The 23,537-nt window shown below is 55.9% G+C and carries 15 protein-coding genes and 1 pseudogene; 5 read left to right on the forward strand and 11 right to left on the reverse strand.

Annotated features, from left to right (window positions below; genetic code table 11):
- Window positions 1–73: 73 nt before the first annotated feature.
- Complete coding sequence (locus J3U88_RS19870; protein WP_207860696.1) at window positions 74–553, reverse strand: DUF6702 family protein; 480 nt, start codon at window positions 551–553, stop codon at window positions 74–76.
- Window positions 550–3,027, reverse strand: a complete 2,478-nt coding sequence (locus tag J3U88_RS35075) for a M1 family metallopeptidase (protein ID WP_423842068.1) — start codon at window positions 3,025–3,027, stop codon at window positions 550–552. The genes J3U88_RS19870 and J3U88_RS35075 overlap by 4 nt, the downstream gene beginning before the upstream one ends.
- A gap of 1,298 nt (window positions 3,028–4,325) precedes the next feature.
- On the opposite strand from J3U88_RS35075, the gene J3U88_RS19880 reads away from it, so the two are divergent.
- Window positions 4,326–4,982 (forward strand): response regulator transcription factor, encoded by a 657-nt coding sequence (locus J3U88_RS19880; RefSeq protein ID WP_207860698.1) that lies wholly within the window; start codon window positions 4,326–4,328, stop codon window positions 4,980–4,982.
- Window positions 4,983–5,347: 365 nt separating this feature from the next.
- On the opposite strand, the gene J3U88_RS19885 is transcribed toward J3U88_RS19880, so the two are convergent.
- Window positions 5,348–5,719 carry a VOC family protein gene (locus tag J3U88_RS19885; RefSeq protein ID WP_207860699.1) on the reverse strand — a complete coding sequence of 124 codons (372 nt, stop codon included), beginning with the start codon at window positions 5,717–5,719 and terminating at the stop codon, window positions 5,348–5,350.
- Window positions 5,720–6,148: 429 nt separating this feature from the next.
- On the opposite strand from J3U88_RS19885, the gene J3U88_RS19890 reads away from it, so the two are divergent.
- The gene (locus J3U88_RS19890) at window positions 6,149–7,240 is read left to right on the forward strand and encodes an ATP-grasp domain-containing protein (RefSeq protein ID WP_207860700.1); all 1,092 of its coding nucleotides are present in this window, start codon (window positions 6,149–6,151) and stop codon (window positions 7,238–7,240) included.
- On the opposite strand, the gene J3U88_RS19895 is transcribed toward J3U88_RS19890, so the two are convergent.
- On the reverse strand, window positions 7,237–7,881 hold the full coding sequence (locus tag J3U88_RS19895; protein WP_207860701.1) for a CatA-like O-acetyltransferase: 645 nt from the start codon (window positions 7,879–7,881) through the stop codon (window positions 7,237–7,239). The genes J3U88_RS19890 and J3U88_RS19895 overlap by 4 nt on opposite strands.
- Window positions 7,882–8,069: 188 nt before the next feature.
- Here J3U88_RS19895 and J3U88_RS19900 point away from each other — a divergent pair, with 188 nt between their 5' ends.
- Complete coding sequence (locus J3U88_RS19900; protein WP_207860702.1) at window positions 8,070–8,432, forward strand: winged helix-turn-helix transcriptional regulator; 363 nt, start codon at window positions 8,070–8,072, stop codon at window positions 8,430–8,432.
- A gap of 65 nt (window positions 8,433–8,497) precedes the next feature.
- Here the strand turns inward: J3U88_RS19900 and J3U88_RS19905 are convergent, their stop codons facing one another.
- The 3 genes and pseudogenes from J3U88_RS19905 to J3U88_RS19915 all read right to left on the reverse strand — a co-directional run.
- A complete protein-coding gene (locus J3U88_RS19905) occupies window positions 8,498–9,118 on the reverse strand; it encodes a YbhB/YbcL family Raf kinase inhibitor-like protein (protein WP_207860703.1) in 621 nt (206 codons plus the stop codon).
- Window positions 9,119–9,197: 79 nt separating this feature from the next.
- Window positions 9,198–10,229, reverse strand: coding sequence for an ATP-grasp domain-containing protein (locus J3U88_RS19910; RefSeq protein ID WP_207860704.1), 1,032 nt, complete (start codon window positions 10,227–10,229; stop codon window positions 9,198–9,200).
- A gap of 301 nt (window positions 10,230–10,530) precedes the next feature.
- Window positions 10,531–11,529: pseudogene (locus J3U88_RS19915) on the reverse strand (hemolysin family protein); the annotation flags it as partial.
- 655 nt (window positions 11,530–12,184) lie between these two features.
- Between J3U88_RS19915 and J3U88_RS19920 the strand changes: the two are divergent.
- Entirely contained in the window at window positions 12,185–15,709 is a 3,525-nt protein-coding gene (locus J3U88_RS19920; RefSeq protein ID WP_207860706.1) for a ligand-binding sensor domain-containing protein, read from the forward strand.
- Window positions 15,710–16,063: 354 nt separating this feature from the next.
- On the opposite strand, the gene J3U88_RS19925 is transcribed toward J3U88_RS19920, so the two are convergent.
- Both J3U88_RS19925 and J3U88_RS19930 read right to left on the reverse strand, forming a co-directional pair.
- Window positions 16,064–16,480, reverse strand: a complete 417-nt coding sequence (locus J3U88_RS19925; protein WP_207860707.1) for a RidA family protein — start codon at window positions 16,478–16,480, stop codon at window positions 16,064–16,066.
- Between the two features lie 173 nt (window positions 16,481–16,653).
- On the reverse strand, window positions 16,654–17,667 hold the full coding sequence (locus J3U88_RS19930) for a TIGR01777 family oxidoreductase (RefSeq protein ID WP_207860708.1): 1,014 nt from the start codon (window positions 17,665–17,667) through the stop codon (window positions 16,654–16,656).
- 656 nt (window positions 17,668–18,323) lie between these two features.
- Here J3U88_RS19930 and J3U88_RS19935 point away from each other — a divergent pair.
- Window positions 18,324–20,324 carry a trypsin-like serine peptidase gene (locus tag J3U88_RS19935; RefSeq protein WP_207860709.1) on the forward strand — a complete coding sequence of 667 codons (2,001 nt, stop codon included), beginning with the start codon at window positions 18,324–18,326 and terminating at the stop codon, window positions 20,322–20,324.
- 291 nt (window positions 20,325–20,615) lie between these two features.
- On the opposite strand, the gene J3U88_RS19940 is transcribed toward J3U88_RS19935, so the two are convergent.
- Both J3U88_RS19940 and J3U88_RS19945 read right to left on the reverse strand, forming a co-directional pair.
- Window positions 20,616–22,331, reverse strand: coding sequence for a lipoxygenase family protein (locus J3U88_RS19940; RefSeq protein WP_207860710.1), 1,716 nt, complete (start codon window positions 22,329–22,331; stop codon window positions 20,616–20,618).
- A 451-nt stretch (window positions 22,332–22,782) separates the two neighbouring features.
- Entirely contained in the window at window positions 22,783–23,223 is a 441-nt protein-coding gene (locus J3U88_RS19945) for a hypothetical protein (RefSeq protein ID WP_207860711.1), read from the reverse strand.
- Between the last annotated feature and the right edge of the window lie 314 nt (window positions 23,224–23,537).

Below are 23,537 nucleotides of genomic sequence, written 5' to 3' on the forward strand. Positions count from 1 at the left end.
AAAATCACCGCGTCAGTGCTTCTTAGGTATTAAAAAAGGCCTCCGTTTCCAGAGGCCCTCGGTTTCTTCAGGGTTACTTAAAGCCGTGTCGATGCCGGTTAAGATCGAACACCCGCGAAATGGTTTCGCTTCCCATCTTGAGATTGACGGTGTTGACCTGGTCGGTATTGATTTCAATTAACAGCGTGTTGCGCAACGCCAGTTCAGTCGGCGGCCCGCTCAAGGGTACTTCCAAATAAAGCCAAGCCGTGCGTACATCACTTTCGTGACCGATCGGCTGGAAGGGCACCTCCTTGCCGTTATGCACGAAGGCGAAACGATCACGCACATAAGCCCAAAGCGGCGCCTCGTTTTGGTCGTCGAGCCGCCACTTCTCCCCGGCCGCTTGTGAAACGGCCCGTTCGATGTCGTTGGCAAACACCCGTACCACCACCTCAAGGCTGTTGCTCTTAGGGTTCCACTCAGCCTGAGTCAGGCTGGCGTGGAACCTGTGCGCCCACAGCGGAAAGGCGCCGCCCGCGAGGAGCAACGCCGTCACAAAAAGCCGTTTCATGGTTGGTCCGCGCCCTTGCGGTCACGGTTCTTGCGACCCTTGCGCGGTTTTTCGGTTTGCCCGACCGTGTCGGTGACTTCTTCCTTCTGCATTTCCTGCATCATGTTGCGCCGTTGTTGTTTGAACATTTTGAAGCGCGACTGGACCGGTTTGCGCGGGTAGTGGTTGTTGCCGACATCGGCATCGGCCGTTTCCCAACGCGGGTCAATTTGCATGGCGACAATTTCGCGTTCGGTCACAAACAACTTACTCGTTTGCTCGGGGTTGTAACGCCAAATTTCGGCAGGAATGCGTTGCATCTCCTTCTCACCATCGGCATAGGTGATTTCCAACAGGATCGGCATCACCAAACCGCCGATGTTGTCGAAGGTGACGTGGTAATAGTGGTAATCATCCTCGAACACGGTCAGGTCGTATTCGTCGAGGGTCGCCAACATCTCTTGGTCGATCATTTTGTTTTTCGGCGTCACCGTGTAGATGTCGTTTTCGTTGTAGAAATCCTTGAGATCGGTGTAGGCGTCCACCCGCTTGGGCAAATCGCGATTGCGCTCTTCCGAAACCGACAGCGGCTCTTGTTCTTCAAGTTCACGCCAAGCCGGACGGTCTGAATCGCTGTCGTACTTATCGAGTTTGAAGTGTTTGACGGGACCGATGGAAAGGTCGACGTGGTCGGTTGAATAGAACCAGCCGCGCCAAAACCAATCGAGATCCACCGCGGAAGCATCTTCCATGGTGCGGAAAAAGTCGGCGGGCTGAGGCCGCTTGAACTTCCAGCGTCGTGCATACTCGCGGAAGGCAAAATCAAACAGCTCACGACCCAAAATCGTTTCTCGCAAAACGTTGAGCGCGGCGGCCGGTTTGGCGTAGGCGTTGTTGCCAAATTGCAAAATCGACTCCGAGTTGGTCATGATCGGGACTTGCGCCTTACTGGTCATGTAAGGAATGATGTCGCGCGCTTCACCGCGACGCGAGGGGTATTTTTCTTCCCATTCCTGTTCGGTTAAAAACTGCAAGAAGGTGTTGAGCCCTTCGTCCATCCAGGTCCACTGACGTTCGTCCGAGTTCACGATCATGGGGAAATAGTTGTGACCCACCTCGTGAATGATGACCGAGATCAAGCCGTATTTGGTTCGGCGGCCGTAGGTTTTGTCTTCTTCAGGACGCGGCCCGTTGAAACAAATCATGGGGTATTCCATACCGCCCACGGGACCGTTTACCGAAATGGCCACGGGATAGGGATACACAAAGGTGTAGCGGTTGTACACTTCCAGCGTGTGGACAATCGACTGGGTCGAGTAGCGCTCCCACAGGGGGTTCCCTTCCTTGGGATAGTAGGACATGGACATCACCAAGCTGCCGTCCGACTGCTGGTAACCCCAGGCGTCCCAAATGAACTTACGCGAACCGGCAAAAGCAAAATCGCGCACGTTTTTGGCCTCGTAAACCCAGGTTTTGGTCTTTTTACTACGGCTCTTTTCGTTGGCGGTTGCCTCTGCCTCGGTAATGACCATCACCGGCCTATCGGCCGTTTTCGCCCGCTCTAAGCGATCCTTTTGCGCGGCGGTAAGTACCTCGTCGGGGTTGGCTAAATCGCCGGCCGAGGCAATGACAAAATCAGCAGGTGCGGTAATGGCGACGCGGTAATCACCGAATTCCAGGGCGAATTCGCCATTGCCGAGGAACTGCTTGTTTTGCCAGCCGTTGACGTCGTCATAAGCCGCCAAGCGGGGGAAAAACTGAGCCACCTCGTAGAGGTAGTTGTCATCCTTGGGAAAGTACTCATAGCCGGCACGCCCGCCGACCAACTTTTGAGGCAACAGCTTGTAATCCCAGTGAATGTGGAAACTGAGGGATTTGTTGGGCGCCAGAGGTTGCGGCAAATCGATGCGCATCATGGTTTTGTTGATGATATGGGGCAATTCCTTGCCGTTGTCGTCCTTCACCGCGCTAATGGTGGTTCCGCCGGCGTGTTTCACCTGAGCCACGCGCTGCCGCAAACGGTAAGAAGACACCTTATCGTAGCCTGGCTGGTAGCCTTTGCGCGGCGCGGAACTCAATTTAGGCGCGGGCGCCGCTAGGCGGTGGTCTGAATCCTTGGCGAACCGGTTCTGGTCCAACTGGATCCACAAGTAGGTCAGCGTATCCGGTGAACTGTTGGTGTATGTGATGCGCGCTTCGCCGTAAAGATGCTGTTCTTTATCATCGAGGCGAATCTTCATATCGTAATCGGCACGCTGCTGCCAATAGGCATGACCGGGCGCACCGGCGGCGTTTCGATACATATTGGGGGTCGGTAAAATCTCTTCAAGCTGGCGGAATTTATCCTCCGGCTGGAACTTCTCGTTTCCATCAGCGGCGATAAGGAACCCAAACGCCGGCAAAACCCAAATCAAGAGGAACAAGGCACGTAAAACCACAAAAAATCTCCTGTGCTTAAAGGTGAGGGCGAGGCGGCGGCAGGCCAAATACGGCATAAACGTAAAAACCGACGCAAGACCGGGGCAACCCAAAAAAACGACCGTCAAACGCGCAACGCACGAAGGCCCACATGGCACGAGGCGGGACGGACACTGGCGGAGGAATTGGGTTTTACCCTATTTTAGAGTGAAGGAGAGACCCTGTCGAAAACCCTTGGCATGGATGCACGTTACGGGGCAAAAAATACAGCCCTGATCATGAAAATACGAGACATTCTCAATGGAAGAGGTCCCCCCTGTCAATAGCAAGGCGCCAAGGGCATCAATTTTACGCGCCTTGATTCGGCTGGTTGCCATAGAAAAAACGGTGGCCGATCCAACACCGGGCAAGCATCAGCCCCATCAAGATGGCCAACGCAAGCCGTCTCAATGATAAAAGCAGGGCGGAGATCCCGCCCTGAACGACGAATTTCCTGCTGCCGGCAAAAATACGTCGCAATGCGGATCGCGCCAGGATTTCCTGGACGGATGTCGGTGTTAATATGCTTCCCCGACATCTTGACAACCAGCGCAATACAATAAAATGAGGAGAGAACAAACTGAGCAAAGTCAGACGTAAACCCGACTTCACCCAGAAAAACAAGGTAACACGCGACAGGTGCCCCGGCTCACCATGGTCTTTTTTTGCGGCGCCCCTCACAAAACGGTTCTTATTACTTTTTCTTTGCTTTACAAGGCACATTGTAACGCCGAACACTTATCTATAGGTTGCTACCCCATAACCAAAGAAGCGCGATAAGAGCATGGGATTTTCGCTAAAGATCTGGAGTGAAATGGCTTGGGATAAGCGGAAGCGCACCCGCCGGGTGCGGTGAGTATTTTTACAGGCCGTTGTAGCCCAGATCTTTAGCGAAAATCACCGCGAGTTATCGCGCTTCTCAGGGATAGACATCCCTTCTCGACTTTTTCGGCAAAAGTGGGTGTTTCCACCCTCCCCCTCTCCTGCATTCAGCCATCACCCACCCATGGCGGCGCCGGAGACAAACGCCCGTTCCTTATCGGGGTCCCCTGTCGGTCCAGACGGTTTACACAATCGTTTCATTTATCACAAATGGAAGATCCCCTCTTAGCCAGATTCCCACGAATCCGGCGCACAAGCACCAACCCAAAAGGTTTGAGGCGATTTTATAAGTAACCCCCATCGGCGGCACGCCGCGCCTCCCGGTTTGCCGGCCAACCGTTTCCTTAAATAGCTCATCCTGTAAACTCCAACCTTTCCTTAGGCGTACACATTTACTCAGGCACACACGGCCTAAATTTGTCAGAATGTGACCACCCCAGCCGCGGAGGTTTTGATGGCCCGCCCGGACAATGCCCTATTGCGTTTAGCCTTAATCGAGGACGACGAAGAAGTTCGCGAAAACCTGGTTGACTATTTCGAGCTTACGAACGACATCGACTGTATCTTGGCGGTCGACTCCATGGAGCACTACACCTGGCAAAGCCGCCGACTCGAGCCGCCCGACGTGGTGCTGATGGATATCGGCTTGCCAGGTATGAACGGCATCCAAGCCACCCAACTTCTCAAGGAAAAACACCCGGATATTGACGTTGTCATGCTCACCATCTCCGACGACAGTCACCGCATCTTTGAGGCCTTGTGCGCGGGCGCCACGGGGTACTTGCTCAAAAACACCCCCCTCCAACAGATGCGCGATTTATTGCTTACCCTCAAACAAGGCGGCGCACCGATGTCACCGCAAATTGCACTCAAGGTCGTGCAGCATTTCCACCCCAAACAAGCGCCCGCCCAAAAACCGAAGTCACTGCTAACGGATCGAGAAAAAGAGGTCGCCATGGCGCTCGTCGACGGGCTTAGCTACAAAAAAACGGCGGCGCGCCTGCACATCTCTCTAGGCACGGTTTACAGCCACATTAAAAACATCTACAAAAAGCTGCACATCAACAGCAAGGCGGAACTCATCAAAAAGAGTTACTCCGGGGAACTGTGAGCCGGCACCACTAACCCGCATTTCTCACAAGGATTTCTGCTACGGGGCAAGCCGTGCGATTACGAGGAGGCGGCCATCCGCGGGGCGGCCATCCGCATTACTCGGTCGAGCCGCCTTCGCCTCAGCTGCGACGCGGACAGGTCGGCCCCGCGAATGGGCGGCCCCCTGTGCCGTGGCTTGGTCGTAATCTTCGTGCGTATAAGGCTTTCTGCTTCTCGCGACGAATCCTTGTGAGAAATGCGGGCTAGGCAACCGGTATTTTGTAAAAAAGCCACCCGGTGAAGCAAGGTTCGCCGGGTGGCTGATCTCAAAAGAAGGTCGTCCAGCAAAACAACTGAACGGGTGACTAGGTTAGCGGACGCGTCTTAGGCGGGACTGTGCAGGGCGACCCGGTTCCCCTCGGTATCTTTGAACATGGCGATAAAGCCGTGCTCGCCGATTGAGGTGCGTGGCATCAAGACCTCGCCCTCGCTTTCTGCAATGCGCTCCAGCAAGGTGTCCATGCGGTCACCGGCATTTAAATAAACCAAAGAACCCTGCATGGAGGGCTCGTGCTCCGAGCTTTGGATAAGCGCGCCGCCGGTTGTCCCCTCGGACATGGGGAAAAAGGCCATAATTTGGCCCTGCATATCGAATGGACTCAGTTCGTAGTCAAAGATTTTGCCGTACCAAGCGGCGGCACGATTGATATCTGTCGCAGGAATTTCAAACCAACTAATGACTAATTGTTCTGACATACTCAAACCTCAACGAATTAATGTGAGCACCCGGCCCAATCGGCCGAGGTGCCATGGGTCTAAACCTAGGAAGCGCGCAACCCGTTGCGCATCAAGCGCGCAACCCGTAGGGCATCGTAGACGCACCTGCCGACCAAAACCGTCCCGGAATCAGCCGGCGCATTGAACCTAAATTGAGCGATCTTAGCGACCCACAATTTAGGTTGGATTGCCCACGGCAATGCAACGCGTTTCATTAGAGGAACGTTTGACCCATTCTATGTTCGACAGATTTTGAAAAAAAAGATGTTTTTTTTCGCCCCCCCCCTCACCCAGCCTCCACCCACCCCGCTCCTCGCCTCTCCTACCAGGGCTTCAGGCCGATGGGTGTGACCTTTCTGCAAGCATTGCGGGTAGATCCGGGGCCGAGGGTCAGGTACAATGCCCCGCATGAGTAATGAACTGTCCCACTTCGAACACCAGCCACCGGGAAATGTCGGCCCCGTGGCACGCTTCCTCAAAAACGTCATCACCTCCAAATACATCCCTTTTTGGACCTTCCACGTACCCACGGTGCCCTATATCGCCTTCCTTGCGCTCAAAGCGCGTTCGCCGTTTTTCTTTGGGGCCACCAACCCCTGTATGGCCGATCACGGCTTCCGACCGATGACCAAACACCAACTGTTGGATCAAATCGATCCTACCTTTTTACCCAAAACCATCGTGGTCGAACGCGATGCGAATTTGGACGAGGTGGAGAAAACCCTCGGGGAAGCGGGATTAACCTACCCGATTGTCGCCAAACCCAACCGTGGCGAACGCGGCTGGCGCGTAGAAAAGGTTCGCGACCGCGAAAGCTTGCAAAGCTACCTCAACAACAGCAACTGCCAAGTCATTCTCCAGGAATATTTGAGCCAACCCCACGAATTGGGCGTTTTCTACTGGCGCATGCCGGGCGAAAAAAAAGGGCACATCAGCTCCATCGTTCGCAAAGAGCTGTACCAAGTGGTGGGCGACGGCAAAAGTTCCCTGGGCAACCTTGTCGAAGCCCAACCGGAAAAGCTGCGCTTTTTTCCCGCGGTGCGCGAGAACTTCGCGGACCGCATGGACGACATCATTCCCGACGGTGAGATTGTGGTGCTGGATATTGTCGGGCACATGTCGCACGGCACGGTATTTAAGGCGGCCAACGCGTTGGTCAACGAACGGGTTTGCGAGACCTTTGACCAAATAAGCGCGGGCATCGACGGCTTCTACTACGGCCGTTACGATGTCAAGGTCGCCGACCTGGCCCGATTCCAAACGGGCGAGGCACCCAAGGTGCTGGAAATCAACCTTACTGCCAGTATTCCCAGCCATATCTTCGACCCCGAGGTCAGCATTTGGGAAGCCTACCGCGTCATGTTTTACCACTGGAACGTGCTGTACGAAATCGCCCGTGCCAACAACCGCCGCGGCGTCCCCTACATTCGCATCAGCCAAGCCGTTAACTACCTCAAACGCATGGCCCAACGCCGGTTAACCCAAGAGTCCACCAGCTAACTTAGGGTCACGGCCAAGTCCTGCAACTTTTGGCTGAGCGTTTGGAAATACATGCCCACGTGGTACCCATCCATGAGCGCGTGATGCACCTCCACGGAAAGCGGCAGCCAAAAACGGCCGTCGCGTTGGTGGAACTTGCCGTAGGTAATGCGGGGGATATCCGACCGCAAAGCCCGTGTCGATGCGTGGGAAAACGAGGTAAAAGAGATCCACGGAATAACCGAAAAAAACAAAACATCGTCTTGGCCGGTAAAGTCATAACGCGGCTCACGGCGGTGGAAACAGGCCAAGGTTTGATCCATCTCTTGTAAAAAAGTTTCCAGCTTGGGTTCAAACGGGAAATAGCAAAAATCAAACGAGGTATCCTCGCGCAAAACGGCTGAACCGGCATGGATTCGGTCATACAAGCGGACCCCCTCGCCGTCCAGTCGCAGGCGAAAAGGCGCCATTTGGTTAACAGTTTCAACCGCGGCAAAAAGGCTCACCAGAAAAAACGAATGACCGCCCTCGCGGCACACCTCGGGCAAACGCCCGATATCGAGATCACCGCAAATATTGAAACAAGGCTGCTCATAATCTTTAAAAAAGTCAAAAGCCCAACGACGCGGCCAAGAGGTTAGGTCAAAGGGTTGATGGGCCATGAGCACCTCCCATGCTGGTTTGAGCAACGCGGGCTAGTCTTAGGCGTCTCGACACAAAATAGAGGGTGAATCCCGCAAACCCGGCGGCTTCTCAGCGCGGGCGCCCTCTTAGCGCGGCGGCACCCGGCTTGAATTTTGCCCAAGTAGTTACTAAAATACACCTGGTTTACCTTTTTCTGGAGGATTTCATGGAAATTGTCTCGGAACCCACCGCGGGTGGGCGCATCCGGAAAAAAGCGGTAGCCCCCTGCTTACGACCGTGCCCGATTGAACGCGGCATGCGCCTGATCGGCGGAAAATGGAAGGGCTCGATTCTCTGGCACCTCAAGGACGGGCCGGTACGTTTCAACGATTTGACCCGCCAATTGGGCGGCGCCGGCAAAAAGATGGTCGACCAGCGCCTCAAAGAACTGGAATCCATGGACATGGTGAAGCGCAAGGTACTTTCCGACCGGCCCATCGCGGTCACCTACGAAATTACCGAATTCGGTCGCTCCACCCTGACGGTCCTTGAGGTCCTCAAAGATTGGGCTGAAGAACACGGTATTTAAAAAAGGCCGCCGTTCACGCGGAGCCGCGGCCGATCTTGATGCAACATGGTGCGAATCAGGGTCGCCTACAGGCTGGCGTTCAGCGTGTAGGTGCCGGACCACGCGGCACAGCCCAACACGTGGTTTTCCAATTTGTGCACGGCGTCGTGCCCGGTAAAGTTCCCTTCAAGGCCCAAGGATGCCACGTCTAAAGCGTAGAGGGTAAACACATAACGGTGGATGAGGGTGTCGTTCCAGGGCGGGCAAGGGCCGTCGTATCCGCCGTAAAACCCTTCCATGTCCGCATCACCTTTGAACCAACCGGTGTAATCGTTGATGCCGGTGACACCGTACGCTTTTTTGCCAGGCTCTTTGCCGCGCGCGGTAACCCCGTCTGAATCTTCGCCCTCGGCGATTTCGGTGCGATCCGCGGGGATATCAACCAATACCCAGTGGTAGAAATCGACCCGATCCAAGCTCTGCGGAACGGTTTTCCCTTCTTGGTTCACGTCGTCGCCCACGCTGGGCACATCGGGATCGTGCACAATCAGTGCGAAGGATTGGGTCCCCTCCGGTGCGTCGCTCCAAGAAACCTTGGGATTTCGGTTGGCGGAAAGTTTGACGTGGGTGTCCGGGTCGGGAACGGCAAAGGCAAACTCAGCGGGAATCGGTGCTTGATCTTCAAAGGATTCGATATGAATTTTCATGGGCGCGTCCTTGGATTGGATTTCTTTCTAGTCCGTATTTAAGCAAAGCAGGCGCAAACTGGCGACCCCTAAAGCAGTCCTAAGAGACACCAACATCCGCGTTTCGTTTCTCGAAGCGTTTGAACAAATAACGCACGGCGTCACGCGGGCGTAAGTAGGCGACCCCGCGCTGATGGTTGGCGACGGAGATGCGGTAAATCGCGGCCCAATGACGGTACATGGCTTTGTAGGTGTCCAGGAAACCGACGGCGGGATCGAAGACATGCAGTGGCACGCTGGCGGTGCCATTGAGTTCAAGCACCACAAGCCCTTCGCCGGTCGCCAAGCTCTCCGGCCCGGTCGCCTTAAGATCGAAACGGCCGAGGTAAAATCCGTCAAGCGGCGCACAAAGTTGGTCAAAAAACGCGGTCACCTCGGGGGTGATGAGTGTGTTGGCATCCCAGAAACGCGCACCGTGCGCTTGTTGCGCAACATGATCAAGGATGACGTGTTCCCCCGCGGCGGGCACGCGCTGCAACAGGTCCCCCGGCAAGGCATCGATTTTGGCCCGAAAGCGCGCGTGGCCGGCCTGGGCACGGGACAGAGCACCAACATTTTGGCGGCCGTCCCCCTCCACGGAAAGCAGGGTCTTGACACTAATAGAGGTAATGCGCCCGTGCGCGGCACCCGGCATGCGTTCGTAAAGCACGCCATACTCATAGGCTGTATCGACCCATTCTTGAAGCAAAACGGATTCGCGATGGGTTCGCACGGCGTTTTCCAACTGGTCGAAGTCGGTCACGCGCACGACCAAGCTGCCCCGCTCCCCTTTATCGGGTTTTACCATGAGCGGCGGAGCCAGGCCGGCCTCCGCGCACAGACGCTCTAAATCGGCGCGGGCGGTGCTGGGCGCAACCCGAACGGTTCGCGGCAGGTAAGCGGGGTCAAGTTGGCGCAAGACAAAGGTTTTGGAGGGTCGGTCCCCGCCACCATTGTGGTGAATGATGGGATTACAAGCGCCGTAAAAAAACGGCGAGCGTGCTTTGAGACTCAGCCAAATAATGTAAGGTACGGTCGGCAGATGGAAAAACCAAAAAGGAAAGTGATGCCAGGTGAAAAATTTCTTTAACATCTCTACTTAACCTTTCAAAGTTAGGGTGTTCGGTGCTGCGCATCCTCGAATGGAACACCAAGCAAAACCGTGCTATTCCCCGTTAGGAACCCGAGGGTTCGTTTTGGGGTGCTTTCTCATCCGAAGCGGCAGGTCCGGTTTGGGATGCTTTCTCATCCGAAGCGGCAGGTTCGTTTTGGGATGCGTTCTCATCGGCAGCGACCGGCTCATCGTGGGATGCTTTCACGTCGGAGGCGGTCGGCGCGTTTTCCACGGGAACCTCTTTCATCGGCACAACTTGGCCACGAAGGTGCCAGTCCGCGCGCGCCGCGGCTTGCAGATCAGGTTCTAAATCAGTTTCATCGACGATTTCACCGGTAAGAACCTCAAGAACGTCTTCCAGGGTGACCACCCCGTTGACACCGGAATATTCGTCAAGCACCACGGCGAGGTGCTGACGTGAGTTTCGAAATAGGGTCAAGAGCCGGTCGGCGGGCATGCCGGCGGGCACAAAACGCACGTTGTATTCAAAATTTTCCAGGGGTTCCTCGCCACGGCCTTCCAGCGCGGCGGCCAGCAATTCGTTCTTAAACACCATGCTTTTGATGTCGTCGGGGACCGATTCGGCGACCAAGATGCGCGAATGGGGCGATTGGAGGACCTCGTCAAGCACCTCATTGAGCTTCTTGGAACGCAGCAGGTAGGTGATTTTGGTGCGCGGGGTCATGAGTTCGGCGGCGGTGCGGTCGTTCATTTCAAAGACGCGCTGAATCATTTCCGATTCGTCTTTTTCAATGACGCCTTCACGTTGACCGAGTTTGGCCATGTAGCGAATTTCGGCTTCATTGGTGGACTGAACCGCGCTGTTGCCCTCCGACAACCAGGAAGTACAGAACTCGAGCAAGACCATAAGGGGCAAAAACAGCCAAGCAAGGAAAAGAACCGGGCGCGCGACGTAGAGGGCGATGGGATTGCAGTAGCGTTCGCCCAAGGTTTTGGGAATGATCTCGGAAAGCAGAATCACGAGGAAGGTGAGCACCCCGGAGATAATACTGCGGCCGAGATCGCCCCATAAATCAAAGGCGATGGCGGTCACCACGGAGGAGCCGACGATGTTGGCGATATTGTTGAGGATGACAATGGCGGCAATCGGCCGCGCCATGTTTTCCTGAACTTTGAGCAGGGCCACCGCGTTGCGTGATTTGGACTGCGCCAACTGACGGACTTTATTGATTGGAATGGAGAATAGGGCGGCTTCAGAACCGGAACAGAGGGCTGATGCAATCAGCACCACCGCAACCGCAACCACCAGGGTAACCAATGAGGACCTCCATGGAACCTGTGCCGAAAAAATGGAGACAATGCGAACCTCGAAGCGGAAGAGGTCGCCGGCATGCTTAAGTAAGCCCTCTCATTACAGGGAGAGCGAGGATTTAGCTTTGCAATTTTTGATCGGCTTGCCAAGCGTAAAAGATGGATTAAACGCACATTTTTTCAAAGTCCTGCGAAAATTCGCTCCCGCCTCGGCGAACCCGCGCTTACTTCAGACAGGCGTCTGTCTTGGCGCCTCGGTTGAAACCCGGTTCGTCACCGAACAAAATGCGGCGCCGGCACACGGGAAACAGGACGAGCAAGCAGGTGGCCGGGCGGCCCGAGCCGGCCCACGACAGGCTGACCGCGCCTATCCCGGCGCGGGTCAAGCTTTGGGGGAAAAGGTTTCGCTTGTTCTTGAAATAGGGTAAAGTAGGCCATTCTGCTTCGTATCGGTCGCGCGATTTCGACCATTATCTTGGTGCAACTTTCACCGCCGTCTTCAGGCTGGTTGATGAGAAAAAGGGTCGGCCCGCACGGCTGGGTTTCCGCGTTACGGTTTCATCAACCGTGGTCGCGTCAACGCCTTCCAAACTCCTTGTTCCAAACCGGAACCAAGCCCGCGCCCAAGCGATAAACTCGCTTGCCCCCGACGAGGAACCCTGTTGTTCTCCCAGAGCCCTTCCCCACCCGTTCAACCTTTGGTTTTGATCCTATGGCTCATCTGCCTGCTCGGCGGCCTTCCGCTCCTGGGCCAAGTCCATTTCCAAAACGGCATTCAATCGCTGAAGTTTGACCATATTTCCATACGCGAAGGGCTATCGCAAAGCACCATCTACGACATGGCCCAAGACGCCCAAGGCTTTATGTGGTTCGGGACCCAAGACGGACTCAACCGCTTCGACGGCTACCGCTTCGAAATCTATCGTTTCGATCCAGGGGTTCCGAACTCCCTGTCGGATAACGAGATCTTGTCGTTAGCAGCGGGCGAACCCGACCATTTGTGGATCGGGACCCACGACGGCGGACTCAACCTCCTCAACCTCGCCGACGGATCCATTCAGCGGTTTCGGTTTCAACCCGACAACCCCACGGCGATGCCCTCCGACATGGTGCGCAAAATCCTTTACCAGGACGCCGACCACTTGTGGCTGGCCACGGATCAGGGCTTGGTTCTGTTCAATCCAAACAGTGGTATTTTTAAGACCTATGCCAATTTGGAAGGTATCTCCAGCAGCCTTTCGAACAACGATGTGACGGCCTTGGCGCGAGACCGCAACGACCGCCTTTGGGTGGGTACCAACGGCGGCCTCAATTACTTCAATCCGGCCAACCAACGGTTTGTCCGGTTTGAGCCGGACGATGCGGCCGGTGCTTTTTTACGCGACGGACCCATTCTGTGTTTGGCCTTAGATTCCTCGAATGTGTTGTGGATCGGCACCCAGGATGCGGGTCTCTTTCGCTTTGACCCCGCAACCCGTGCCTTAATGAATTTCCGACACGATCCCAAGGATCCCCATTCCCTGTCCCACAACCTGGTGCGCACCATCCTCGAAGACCACGACGGTCGTGTTTGGGTCGGCACCCGCGAAGGCCTTAATTATTTCGAGCCGACAACCCAACGGTTCTTTCGCCACTACCACGACCCCCACAGCAACGTCGGCCTCGCCGAAAACACGATCTATCAATTGTTTGAGGATCGCTCGGGCCTGCTCTGGGTCGGCACCGCCAACAGTGGCATTAACAAACTCAATGTGCGCCGCAGTGATTTTCAGAACATCGGGGTCACGCGCAACCCGAGGACCTCCCTCTCGACACGGGTGGTGTGGAGCATTAGCGAAGGCCACGGCTCGATGTGGTTCGGCAGCGACAAAGGCCTCAATCGCATGGACCCCAAAACCCACCTGATGACCCATTACAGACATGATCCCACCGATCCCGACAGTCTGGCCGACGACACGGTTCGCGCGCTGCACACGGATAAAAAAGGTCGGCTTTGGATTGGCACGGTTGAGGGCGGGCTCCATCGCTACGATCCGGCGTCCGACAACTTCATCCGTTACCCCTACGACGAAGACGCCCCTCACGCGCTCCCATCACGCACAATCCTTTCCATGGCGGAAGACCCGGCGGGAGGACTCTGGATCGGTACCGGCGGCATGGGGCTGGCGTATTTGCACTTTGCCCGTGAAACAGTAACGCATTACCAGGAAAGCAGCGAGGATCCCAACAGCTTGAGCGGTAGCCAGGTGTACTCGCTCCTGTTTCAGCCCCAACAAGGCCTGCTCTGGGCCGGCACGCTGAAGGGACTCAACCGGTTTAATGTCATCTCCGGCCGCTGGTCCCATTTCCGCTTTGACGCCCTCGATCCGACCACCCTCAGCAACGACGGGGTCGGCGCCCTCCTCTTCGACCAAATGAAGCGCCTTTGGGTCGGAACCGACCGCGGCCTTAACTTGTTCATGGAAGACACCGAGAGCTTTCGCCGGTTCACCCAGGAAGACGGCCTGCCCAACGACTTCATCTACGGCATGATGGAAGATCGCGCCGGTTTCCTCTGGATCAGCACCAACAAGGGCATTGCCCGCATGGACCCCGTCACCTTTCATTTCAAAACCTTCGACATCTGGGACGGGCTCCAAAGCAACGAATTCAATGCCGGCGCCTATTTCGAAAACAGTGAGGGCCGTTTCTTTTTCGGCGGCATCAACGGCGTTTCCGTTTTTGACCCACTCTTGATTCAAGAGAACAATTACATCCCGCCGGTGGTGTTCACCGAATTTAAGGTTTCGAACGATGTCATCCAATGGCGCGGCAAAAACAACAAACCACCGCTGATCAAACTGTCTCACGACGTACCTTACTTTTCCTTTGAATTCGTGGCGCTGGACTACAACATCCCCGAAAAAAACCGTTACCGTTACAAACTCGAGGGCTTTGACAATACCTGGCGCGAGATGGGCACGCGCCGCTACGGCAACTACAGCAACCTCGCCGGCGGCACCTATACCCTGCGCGTGCAAGGCGCCAATAACGACGGTAAATGGAACGAAACCGGTGCCTCCGCCATCATCAAAGTATCTCCGCCGCCCTGGCAAACCATCTGGGCTTACTTGGGTTATTTCCTTGCGCTGTCGGGTTTGGTTTATACCTTGGTGCATTTTAAGACCCGACGCGAATCGCGGCGACTCGGGGAAACCATGCGTTTGATTACCCGTGACCTCTCCCGCAGTCTCGACCTCCAGGTGGTGATGAGCCAACTTTTAGAGAACCTGGAAAAGGTCATCCCCTACCAATACGCCAGCCTGTACGTGGAACAAGAAGGTCGTCTTGAACGCATGCATACGCGGGCACCCGGCAGCGCGGCCGGCCCAACCCCGCCGGATCGGCTCGAAAAAAAACTCAACGCCGAAATCCTCAAACGCGAGGAACCCCTGTTGATTCCCAACCGCAACGCACAAATGCGCTGGACACAAGAAATGGGCGGTTCGGGTTTGGGTTCCATTCTGGGCATGCCGCTGGAAGTCAACCAAACGGTGATCGGCATGGTATACCTCTACCATGGAAATGAAAACGCCTTTAATTGGGAACGCATCAACCTCGCGGTCACCCTGGTCAACCAAGCAGGCATCGCGGTTGAAAACGCGCGCCTTTACACACGGGTAAAACAGTTGGCCACCACCGACGACCTCACCCAGCTTTACAACCGCCGCTATTTCTTCGAACTGGCTGAACGAGAATTCGAACGGTCGGCCAGATACCAAAAACCGCTGTCCATCGTCATGTTTGACATCGACCACTTCAAACAAATCAATGATCTGCACGGCCACCACCAAGGCGATTTGGTGATCCAATTCGTGGCCGAGGCCAGCCTGGAACAACTGCGCAAAAGCGATTTCCTGGCCCGATACGGCGGCGAAGAATTTATTGCGATGCTCCCCGAAACCAACACCGAAGACGCGATCATGGTCGCCGAACGCCTGAAGGAAGCACTGACCAAAGCGGAACTCCCTTTACCCGACTTACCACGGGTCACGGCCAGCTACGGCATCGCCACCCTGCACGACGGCATCCGCGATCTATCGGCCCTGGTGGAGGAAGCAGACCGCGCCCTCTACCGCTCCAAAAACCAAGGCCGCGATCAAATCTCGGTGTTCCAAGGCGCCCTTTCTCGCAATCGCCATAACTAGGGGCCTGCCGCTTTGATGCCGGTTCGCCGGCGTCAGCTTGCGAGGCTTACCTCACGTCAAAAAGTTTTTGATGCATGAGCGGTGTTACCTTCGCACCTCCGTCTTCCAAAGCGCGAAGAAAACCCCAGCACCATTCCCGCGGTATCGGCGGTGGTTATACGTTGCTGTTCCTCCGCACCAGCACGTCCTCGCCACAATGGGCCCACCAACAGTGGTGGCAACCGATGGTTCCCGGCCACTTCTAGAACTTGTTAAACCAACACCAGCCTAGCGAACCCACCTACACTGGAGCCAAGGCACCGCCACCATCATCTGAAAAGGTCGACCACGCTAAATGCCGCGTGGTCGCCTGCTCTATTCTTTATAAGCAATCACGCTGATTTCAACATTGTAGTCGGCGACAAGGTCTTGACCGCCGACCGTGGCACGCGCCGGAAATTCGCCTTTGAAGAAGGACGCGTAGGCTTTGTTCATCGCCGCATAATCGCTGATATTGCGCAGGTACACGTTGGCACTGACCACATGTTCCCACCCGTAACCGTTGGCCTTCAAAACCCGTTCAATGTTTTTCATGACCTGGCGGGTTTCCGCCTCGGCATTTTCCAGCACTTTTTTACCGTCCGGCGTCCGCGCCACCTGCCCGCTCACATATAAAGTAGGTCCGGCTTTTCGCGCCGGGCTAAACGGCAAGGGCGCCGGCTTGGTTTCAGCAGCGATGCATTCGGCGGTTAAGGGACACAGCAAAGCACATAGGACCAGCATCATTCGCATGGGTTCTCCTTTTTTAGCGGCGCGGCAAAACCAGATCGGTTCAGGCGCGTTCTCACCTGTTTTTTTGCGAGAACCAATCACCTATAAAAGCAATGCAGGCTTGCCCATGCCTAAATCAGTGGGATTTCCCGTCAACCTAACACAAAGCACCGCCATTCCCAATCGGGAAAATCCTAGCCCGCTTTGGAAGGTTTTGCCGCGGACAGCGTTACCTGGTTCGCGGCATCGCTTCCCGCGTTGTTTCCCCGGCTCCCCCGTCGCGCGATCAGTTCGCGACAGGCTTCTCCCCACCCCGGGAAGGTAAAGGAAAAGCCGTTTTCGAGAAGTTTCAGCGGGAACACGCGTCTGCTTTTTAGGATCAGCTCACTTTCCGTGCGCATAAAAAACGAGGCAATTTCGATAAGCCATGCCGGCGCCGGGATGCCGAACGGCGCCTTAAGCGCGTCCCGCAACGTTTTCATAAAGGCGCGGTTGGGCAGCGGCTCCGGGGCGGCGAGGATCACCGGCCCCTGGATGGTCGGCGTTTCGACCAGGTAGGCAACCGCTCGGCAGAAGTCCTTCTCGTGGATCCAAGACACATATTGACGGCCGCTACCCGCGCGCCCCCCCAAACCCTTGGCGGCAAGGCCGGCCAAAACACCAAAAGCGCCTGCCCCGTCGGCGCTCATCACCATCGCGGTGCGCAACAACACCAACCGGGTCGCCGCCGGTTTGGCATGATGGGCGGTGGCTTCCCAAGCCTTGGCCACCTCAATGCTGAACCGCCAGGAATCGGGGGCGTTGGGTTCATGACCGCCGAGGATGCCGCCGCGCTCATCGTGGGGTTCACCGTAACAATCGGCGTAAATGGTGGCCGTCGACATTTGAAGCCAGAGCTTCGGCGGCTGTTGCAAACCGGCGAGGGCTTTGCCGAGCACGGCCGTGGACAACACCCGTGAATCCATTATTTGGCGACGGTTGGCGGCGTGGTAGCGACAATCCACGCTACGCCCGGCCAGGTTAATGAGCACGTCGGCCCCCTCGAGTGCTTGGGTCCAAGCCCCGGTGGTTTCGCCGTCCCAATGAACCCAGCGAGGACCGTCAAAAGCGCCTTCACGACGGGACAAAACCGTGATGTGGTGCTCGGAAAACCAAGCACACAACAAACGACCTAAAGCGCCGGCACCACCGGCAATCACAACCTTCATCACAAACCTCCACGGCACAAAGATGCCCCACCATCATGCCGCGGTTTGGTTTTTTGAACAAGTTCATTTTGAACACGTTTGACAAATTTCTTAAACATGTTTGATAGCTTTGTTGAAATTCGCCTCTCATTTGTCGTTACACTTAATTTACGCTCTGGCCAAAAGTTGCGGTTGTACAGACTGGACAGACAGGGACCATTGTCATTAGTACAGGAATCTGTGCGTTGAGATACATGTTGGCCCCCAACGGTTAACATTTGTTGGTTGAGTCACAAAAAATACGCAAAAAGCAAAATTAGCCATTGCCCCTCCTGTAAACCTTCTGTAAAGTACGCCCATCATCGCACCTTGCGAGACACGTTGCTTCGGCGCTTCCTGCTGCCGCTTTCTGTTTTCCGAATGCGCCGAACGACACTTTAATGAGCCGCCCGAATGATCAAAACGGGCGTCGTGATCGCCCTCATTCATGCGACCGACACCTAGCCCGCCTCAGTCCTTCGCGAACCCCAACCGAGTTGGGTCGACACCCTGTACCTGCTCCGGCGCATGCATGCCGGCCGTGTCACGGATCGCCCTTCGTCTGCAAACCCGCCGCCGCGGGGTCGGTTGTTGGTTCACCGTGTGGCTCGCATCACTATTCAGGAGAGATTGATTCCATGGACAATCGTTTAAAAGCCATGCTGCTTTGCTTATTAATGTTTTGGTCGAGCGCAATGTTTGCGCAAGAGGTCGACCGCACCCACGCCCGCTTGAGCGGCGCCATGTCACCGGCTACCAATGAAAAAGTCGGCACCGCGCTCCATCCCGACCAAACCGCTTCGCTGTTGGGTCACATGAGCAAAGAAGTTCGTTCCAACTACTTCGACGGATTCAACGAAGATCTGAAATCCGTCGCCACCGTCAACCAAATCGGCGAAGGTTTTCCCCTTGATTTCAACGCCGCCGAACTGGCCCCGCAATCGCTCAAAAAAGCGGGTGACCGTTTCAGTTGGTCGGTCCCGGTTAGCTCCACCGGCGCCTACGGCCTGCGTCTGAAACTCGACCTCTCCAACCTGGAAGCCGACGATCAGATCTACCTGGTCGATCCCGAAACCCTGTACGCCTTTGGTCCCTACCGGGCCGACAAAGGCGAATTCTGGGGTCCCCTGGTTGACGGCGAAACCACCTTGGTTACCCTGGTGTCGCAAAACGCTTCATTCGGCGATTTCCAAATCAGCGAAGGTTCGCACATCTTCAAACGCCGCAAGGCCGCCAAAATCTGTGAAGACGATCTCAACTGTGAAAACGCTGAAATCCGCAACATTGCGACCGCCGTCGGTCACTTTTCCTTCGTTTCCCGCGGCAGTACCTATGTATGTACCGGTACCTTGCTGCGCACCACCGACAACAGCTTCCAACCCTACTTCCTGACCGCCAACCACTGCGTTGGTTCCCAATCCGTTGCCGACACGGTCAACGTTTACTGGGACTACCGCTCTACCGGTTGCAACAGCGGCCAAGGCGTGAACAAGTCGACCCTGCCCCAAAACAACGGCTCCCAACTGCTGGCCACCAACAGCAACCTCGACGCCAGCTTGTTGTTGCTGAACGGCAACGTGGGCCAGCGTCACTTCATGGGCTGGAACGCGACCGCGGTTCCCGCGACCAACAGCAGCGTCACCTGCATCCACCACCCCGCCGGCGATTACATGCGCGTATCCAAAGGCACGATCACCGGTACCGGCGAAACCGCTTGCGGTGGTTCTTACGTCAACGAAATCCGCGTTGACTGGATCGATAGCTTGACCGAGGGTGGTTCTTCCGGTTCCGCCATTCTCAACAGCAACTACGAAGTCGTCGGCGACGAATCCGGTTGCGGCCCTGAAAACTGCAACGGCACCTCAGCCCCCGGTAACTACGACTGGTACGGCAGCTTCTACCACTTCTACCCCCAAATCGAGCAGTACCTGGGCGGCGGCGATCCTCCTCCTCCCGGCGGCGACACCCTCGAGAACAACGTCAGCCAAAGCTTCGACTTGGCGCAAAACAGCACCAAATCATGGACCGTCACCCTGCCCGCAAACGTCACCAACTTCACCGTAACCATCAGTGGTAACGGCGATGCCGACCTCTACGTCAAACGCGCCGCCATCAACTGGCCCGGCGACCGCGGCAGCCACAACGAAGCCGAGTTCAAAGCACCTTACCAAAGTGGTTCTTCCGAAAGCGTCAGCTTCAGCAACCCGGCTTCCGGTACCTGGAACGTTTTGGTTGACGGTTACGCGGCATCCGCGGGCACCATCACCGCGACCTGGACCGTGGGCGGCGACAACGGCGGCGGCAGCGGCACCGAGGCCTTTGCCAACGAAACCCCGCACAACTACCGCAACAACCAGACCTACAGCCACACCTACACCAAAGCGGGCGCGAGCCGCGTGGGCATCCACTTCGTTCGCCTCGACACGGAAAGCAACTACGATTTCGTATCCATCAAAAACGGCGCGGGCCAAACCATCTACCGCGTATCCGGTAACCTGATCAGCAATGGTGGCGGTTCCGCCTTCGGTCGCACCGACGGCTGGGCCTACGTCGACGGCGACACCATCACCGTTGAGTTGGTCACCGACCGCAGTGTTCGCGACTGGGGTTACCAAACCGACATCGCCTCCTACGAATAAACCCAACCCAAAAACCACGAAAGGGCGGCCCATCGGCCGCCCTTTTTACATTTTAGCCCGCTAGAAAAACAGAACCTTTTTAAAATCAGTGCGTCCCTTTTGTTTATGCGCTTGGGTAAAACAGGAACGCTTGGCGTATAACCCTCTATGGCTTGCTCCACCCAAGATTGGCTCGGTGAGGCAAAACCCAGGGAGGATCGTCGGTCAGGAGATAGGTCGCCGACGATCCTTTCCCCGCCAAGCGTGTGAATGTGTTGCTTGCCCGCTTACCGCGTTTCGGGGTTTCGTGGGTTAGATGCTGGGACTGTTGAGGATTTCTTTGGGTAGCAGGAAGGTGTAGGGCACCACCCGCGATTGGTTTCTGACCTCGATCTTTTGTTCGATGGTGTTGAGGTCTTGGTTAAAACGGTACAGCTGATGTCTGGCCATGGGATCGGAGAATTGATCGCCGTAATCGCCCAACTGGTCGAAATGGTAGGCGGACAAGGCATAGGTGATCCCGATCTGCGCCAGTGAGATTTGTTGGGGCGGGAGGAACTTGAGCATGAAGTCGAGTTGTTCGGCCTCGGTGGTGTGTTCATTGGCCAAAAAGGCTCGGTAATCCTGCCAGCCGGACAAGGCCGCGCTGGGCGCGAACCCCAGGTAGGGATTCTGCGGATAGTTCACCGAACTGTGCCCGGCACTGCAGGTGAAAATAATGTTGGCAACCACCTTGAATAAATCGGCGCGGGAAATCGGGCTGGGCATGTCCTTGACGCGGCCGCCGTCCAGGTCCGAGGATGCCAACTGTTGCGCCCACGCTTGCAATTCGTAATCACCCGCCACATCGTCGTCGGTGAGGTAGTACAAACCCAAATAATTTTCCACGAAGGTGCTGATCGCTTTCCAAATGAGCAGGCCGTCGTCGCGGAAGGGATAGTGGGGCAGCGCCTTGTCATCATTGACGCCGCGGGCGGCCAAGTTTTCCGAAAAACTTTCCATCACCGACCAGTTCGCCGCGGCGGTACGGGCGATCTCAATCGAACCTGCCAAGGTCGAGGCCAGCAGCTTGTCCACGGGCCCGCCTTTGTTGATCAGCCGTTGGATGCCTTCCTCGTTGTTGAACACAAGAAACCGCAAGTGCGGCGCCAAAAGAATGCGCAGTGGATGGTTGGCGGCCAAATGCCGCGGTGTTATCGCGCCGAAGGCTTCTTGGGCAAAGTGGGCAATGCCCAGGTGGCTGCTCATCTCGTGAACATTGGCATCCGCGATGTTGAAACACATTTTGGCAAGGGTCCAGCGCTCGCCGTCTTCCGGGGTGAACAGCTTGTAATCGCTGTCGCTGATATCCACCAAAATCGCCACGGGCAGCAAGCGCCCGTTTTTGCCGCCGGGATCTTTCCGTTTGGCACCCTCACCATACCAGCCAAACACGCCGATGGGCCGCGGCAAGAATTTGGGAACCGGGCCAAGCGCACCGTTGGGGATGTCCTTGAGGGTCTCGGTATAGTCCACCATATACAGACCACCCGCTTGGATCAGAGCCGAAACAGGGTCGGCCAGCCGTTCGGTTAAGGGTCCTTTCAAGCAGGCGGGCAGTTCCGAAAAGCTTTTAACCCCGCGCAAAACGCCTGGGTTGACCCCCGACAGCCGTTGTTCCCCAAAAAGTTCGTCGGTCATCCAGCCACCGTGCACCAGGGGTTTGGGGATCTCCTTGTAAAGTTGGTCGAAATCCCACAAACCGGTAAAGGAGGCGGGAAAGGGTTGCAGTCCGGGGCTAACCACGGCTTCGTTGTTCACCATCGGCAAGGTCGCCATGTAACGTTCCGCGTTGTAATGGTTGCTAAACGCTTCTTGGGAAGGAATCGGCAACTGTAGCAGCGGAATCTTGTGGGGGTTGTCGGCGCTAAGGACATATTCAGCCTGGGCCTCGACCAAGGCTTGTTTGCGTTTTTCCTGGTTTTCAGGTGTTTCCTTTTGCGGTAGTGAGGGCGGATCTTGCGGAGAGGAAAGAGAAACCGTGTACATCGTGTGCCACCAATATGAAACCTGAACGGGCGATTCGGGGACGGCGGAACCCGGATGTTGGCGCCAAACCACCAAGGCGGGTGTGCATACGCCAGGCAATGGTTCGGTTCACAACGCACGGCAGACGATCATGGTGCGGTGCGCAACAACCCAAATGATGGCCGGCAATCGCCGAAGAGAACGGCCCAAGGCAGGTTTGTGTAAGTTGTTTTAACGGAAAATGCAGTGATTCCATATTAACGTTCCCTTTCACACAGTTCAAGAACAGACACCGGTTTGAAGTTTCTCAGTCGTTCTTTTCGGGAATCCCTCCATCCCCGGGCCCAAGGGGCGCTTGGTCCTCGGCCCATGCAGGGTGAGGTGGGTTTGGTAGCGAAGGGAAATCTCCGGTTCCGCCGTTTTTGTTAGGTCCGGGCATGCTCCAGCCTATCGGCCGATGTAACGACCGCGCTCAGTGGGGGCATTTTTTCTCCTCAAAAACCTTCTTTTCGCGAAAGGCTTTTGAGGAGAAAAAATGCTGTTGGGATGGCGGTCGGCTAGAGACCGCGGTTAACGTGCGGCGGGGCGTTCCTTGCAGCCCTTCTTCGAGGATCCAAGTACCGATAAACCACCTGGTTTCAGGAAAAACCATGATTTTTATATTTTTTTTAGGTGAGGTCGCCCGGATCCTCGTTATACCCACAATAGGCCGGCGGGACGGCAAACCCGCGCGCTTATTCTCCGAACCCGAGCCTGGGACCACCACGGTCTCCGAGTTTGGTTTTTCCGCCCCGACGCCACCGCCGCGGTATTTCCTCGCGACACTTTTTCGGTTCTCCATGACGGCAACCACCTCTCGGCGCACGAGAACGAAATCCACCTCAAGCCCGCGTTTCGATTTTCTTTCCGCCACACATGGCGATACCTCCCTTTGTACGCGCAGCCCTCACCGTGTTCGGCCCTCACGGCGAACCCGGTTTTTCCAAGCAGGCGGTACCTGATTCGGTCGCTTGTTCCGTGCGTGATCCCACAAAAACGTGGGTCTGCTTGGATGGATTCTTTTCTCGGCCTTAACCTCGGGCGCCTTGCGCCTTTTGCCATGACCTATCCTAGGAAATTGTTTTAACGACGCAAGCATGCACCTAGAAAAGGACTTGGTTCGCTATGAATTCTCGTCCTTTTGCGAAAGCTCAGCGTCTTTTCCGTGTTGCGACAGGAAACCGAGAA

Origin of the sequence: Acanthopleuribacter pedis, assembly GCF_017377855.1 — a bacterium.
Taxonomy (GTDB): Bacteria; Acidobacteriota; Holophagae; order Acanthopleuribacterales; family Acanthopleuribacteraceae; genus Acanthopleuribacter; species Acanthopleuribacter pedis.

Excerpts from the sequence above, each read along its gene's own strand:
- J3U88_RS19880 (WP_207860698.1), top strand. The coding sequence starts at position 4,326 with ATGGCCCGCCCGGACAATGCCCTATTGCGTTTAGCCTTAATCGAGGAC.
- J3U88_RS19885 (WP_207860699.1), bottom strand. The coding sequence starts at position 5,719 with ATGTCAGAACAATTAGTCATTAGTTGGTTTGAAATTCCTGCGACAGAT.
- J3U88_RS19870 (WP_207860696.1), bottom strand. The coding sequence starts at position 553 with ATGAAACGGCTTTTTGTGACGGCGTTGCTCCTCGCGGGCGGCGCCTTT.
- J3U88_RS19940 (WP_207860710.1), bottom strand. The coding sequence starts at position 22,331 with ATGTACACGGTTTCTCTTTCCTCTCCGCAAGATCCGCCCTCACTACCG.
- J3U88_RS19935 (WP_207860709.1), top strand. The coding sequence starts at position 18,324 with ATGGACAATCGTTTAAAAGCCATGCTGCTTTGCTTATTAATGTTTTGG.
- J3U88_RS19895 (WP_207860701.1), bottom strand. The coding sequence starts at position 7,881 with ATGGCCCATCAACCCTTTGACCTAACCTCTTGGCCGCGTCGTTGGGCT.
- J3U88_RS19890 (WP_207860700.1), top strand. The coding sequence starts at position 6,149 with ATGAGTAATGAACTGTCCCACTTCGAACACCAGCCACCGGGAAATGTC.
- J3U88_RS19930 (WP_207860708.1), bottom strand. The coding sequence starts at position 17,667 with ATGAAGGTTGTGATTGCCGGTGGTGCCGGCGCTTTAGGTCGTTTGTTG.
- J3U88_RS19900 (WP_207860702.1), top strand. The coding sequence starts at position 8,070 with ATGGAAATTGTCTCGGAACCCACCGCGGGTGGGCGCATCCGGAAAAAA.
- J3U88_RS19910 (WP_207860704.1), bottom strand. The coding sequence starts at position 10,229 with ATGTTAAAGAAATTTTTCACCTGGCATCACTTTCCTTTTTGGTTTTTC.
- J3U88_RS35075 (WP_423842068.1), bottom strand. The coding sequence starts at position 3,027 with ATGCCGTATTTGGCCTGCCGCCGCCTCGCCCTCACCTTTAAGCACAGG.
- J3U88_RS19905 (WP_207860703.1), bottom strand. The coding sequence starts at position 9,118 with ATGAAAATTCATATCGAATCCTTTGAAGATCAAGCACCGATTCCCGCT.
- J3U88_RS19925 (WP_207860707.1), bottom strand. The coding sequence starts at position 16,480 with ATGCGAATGATGCTGGTCCTATGTGCTTTGCTGTGTCCCTTAACCGCC.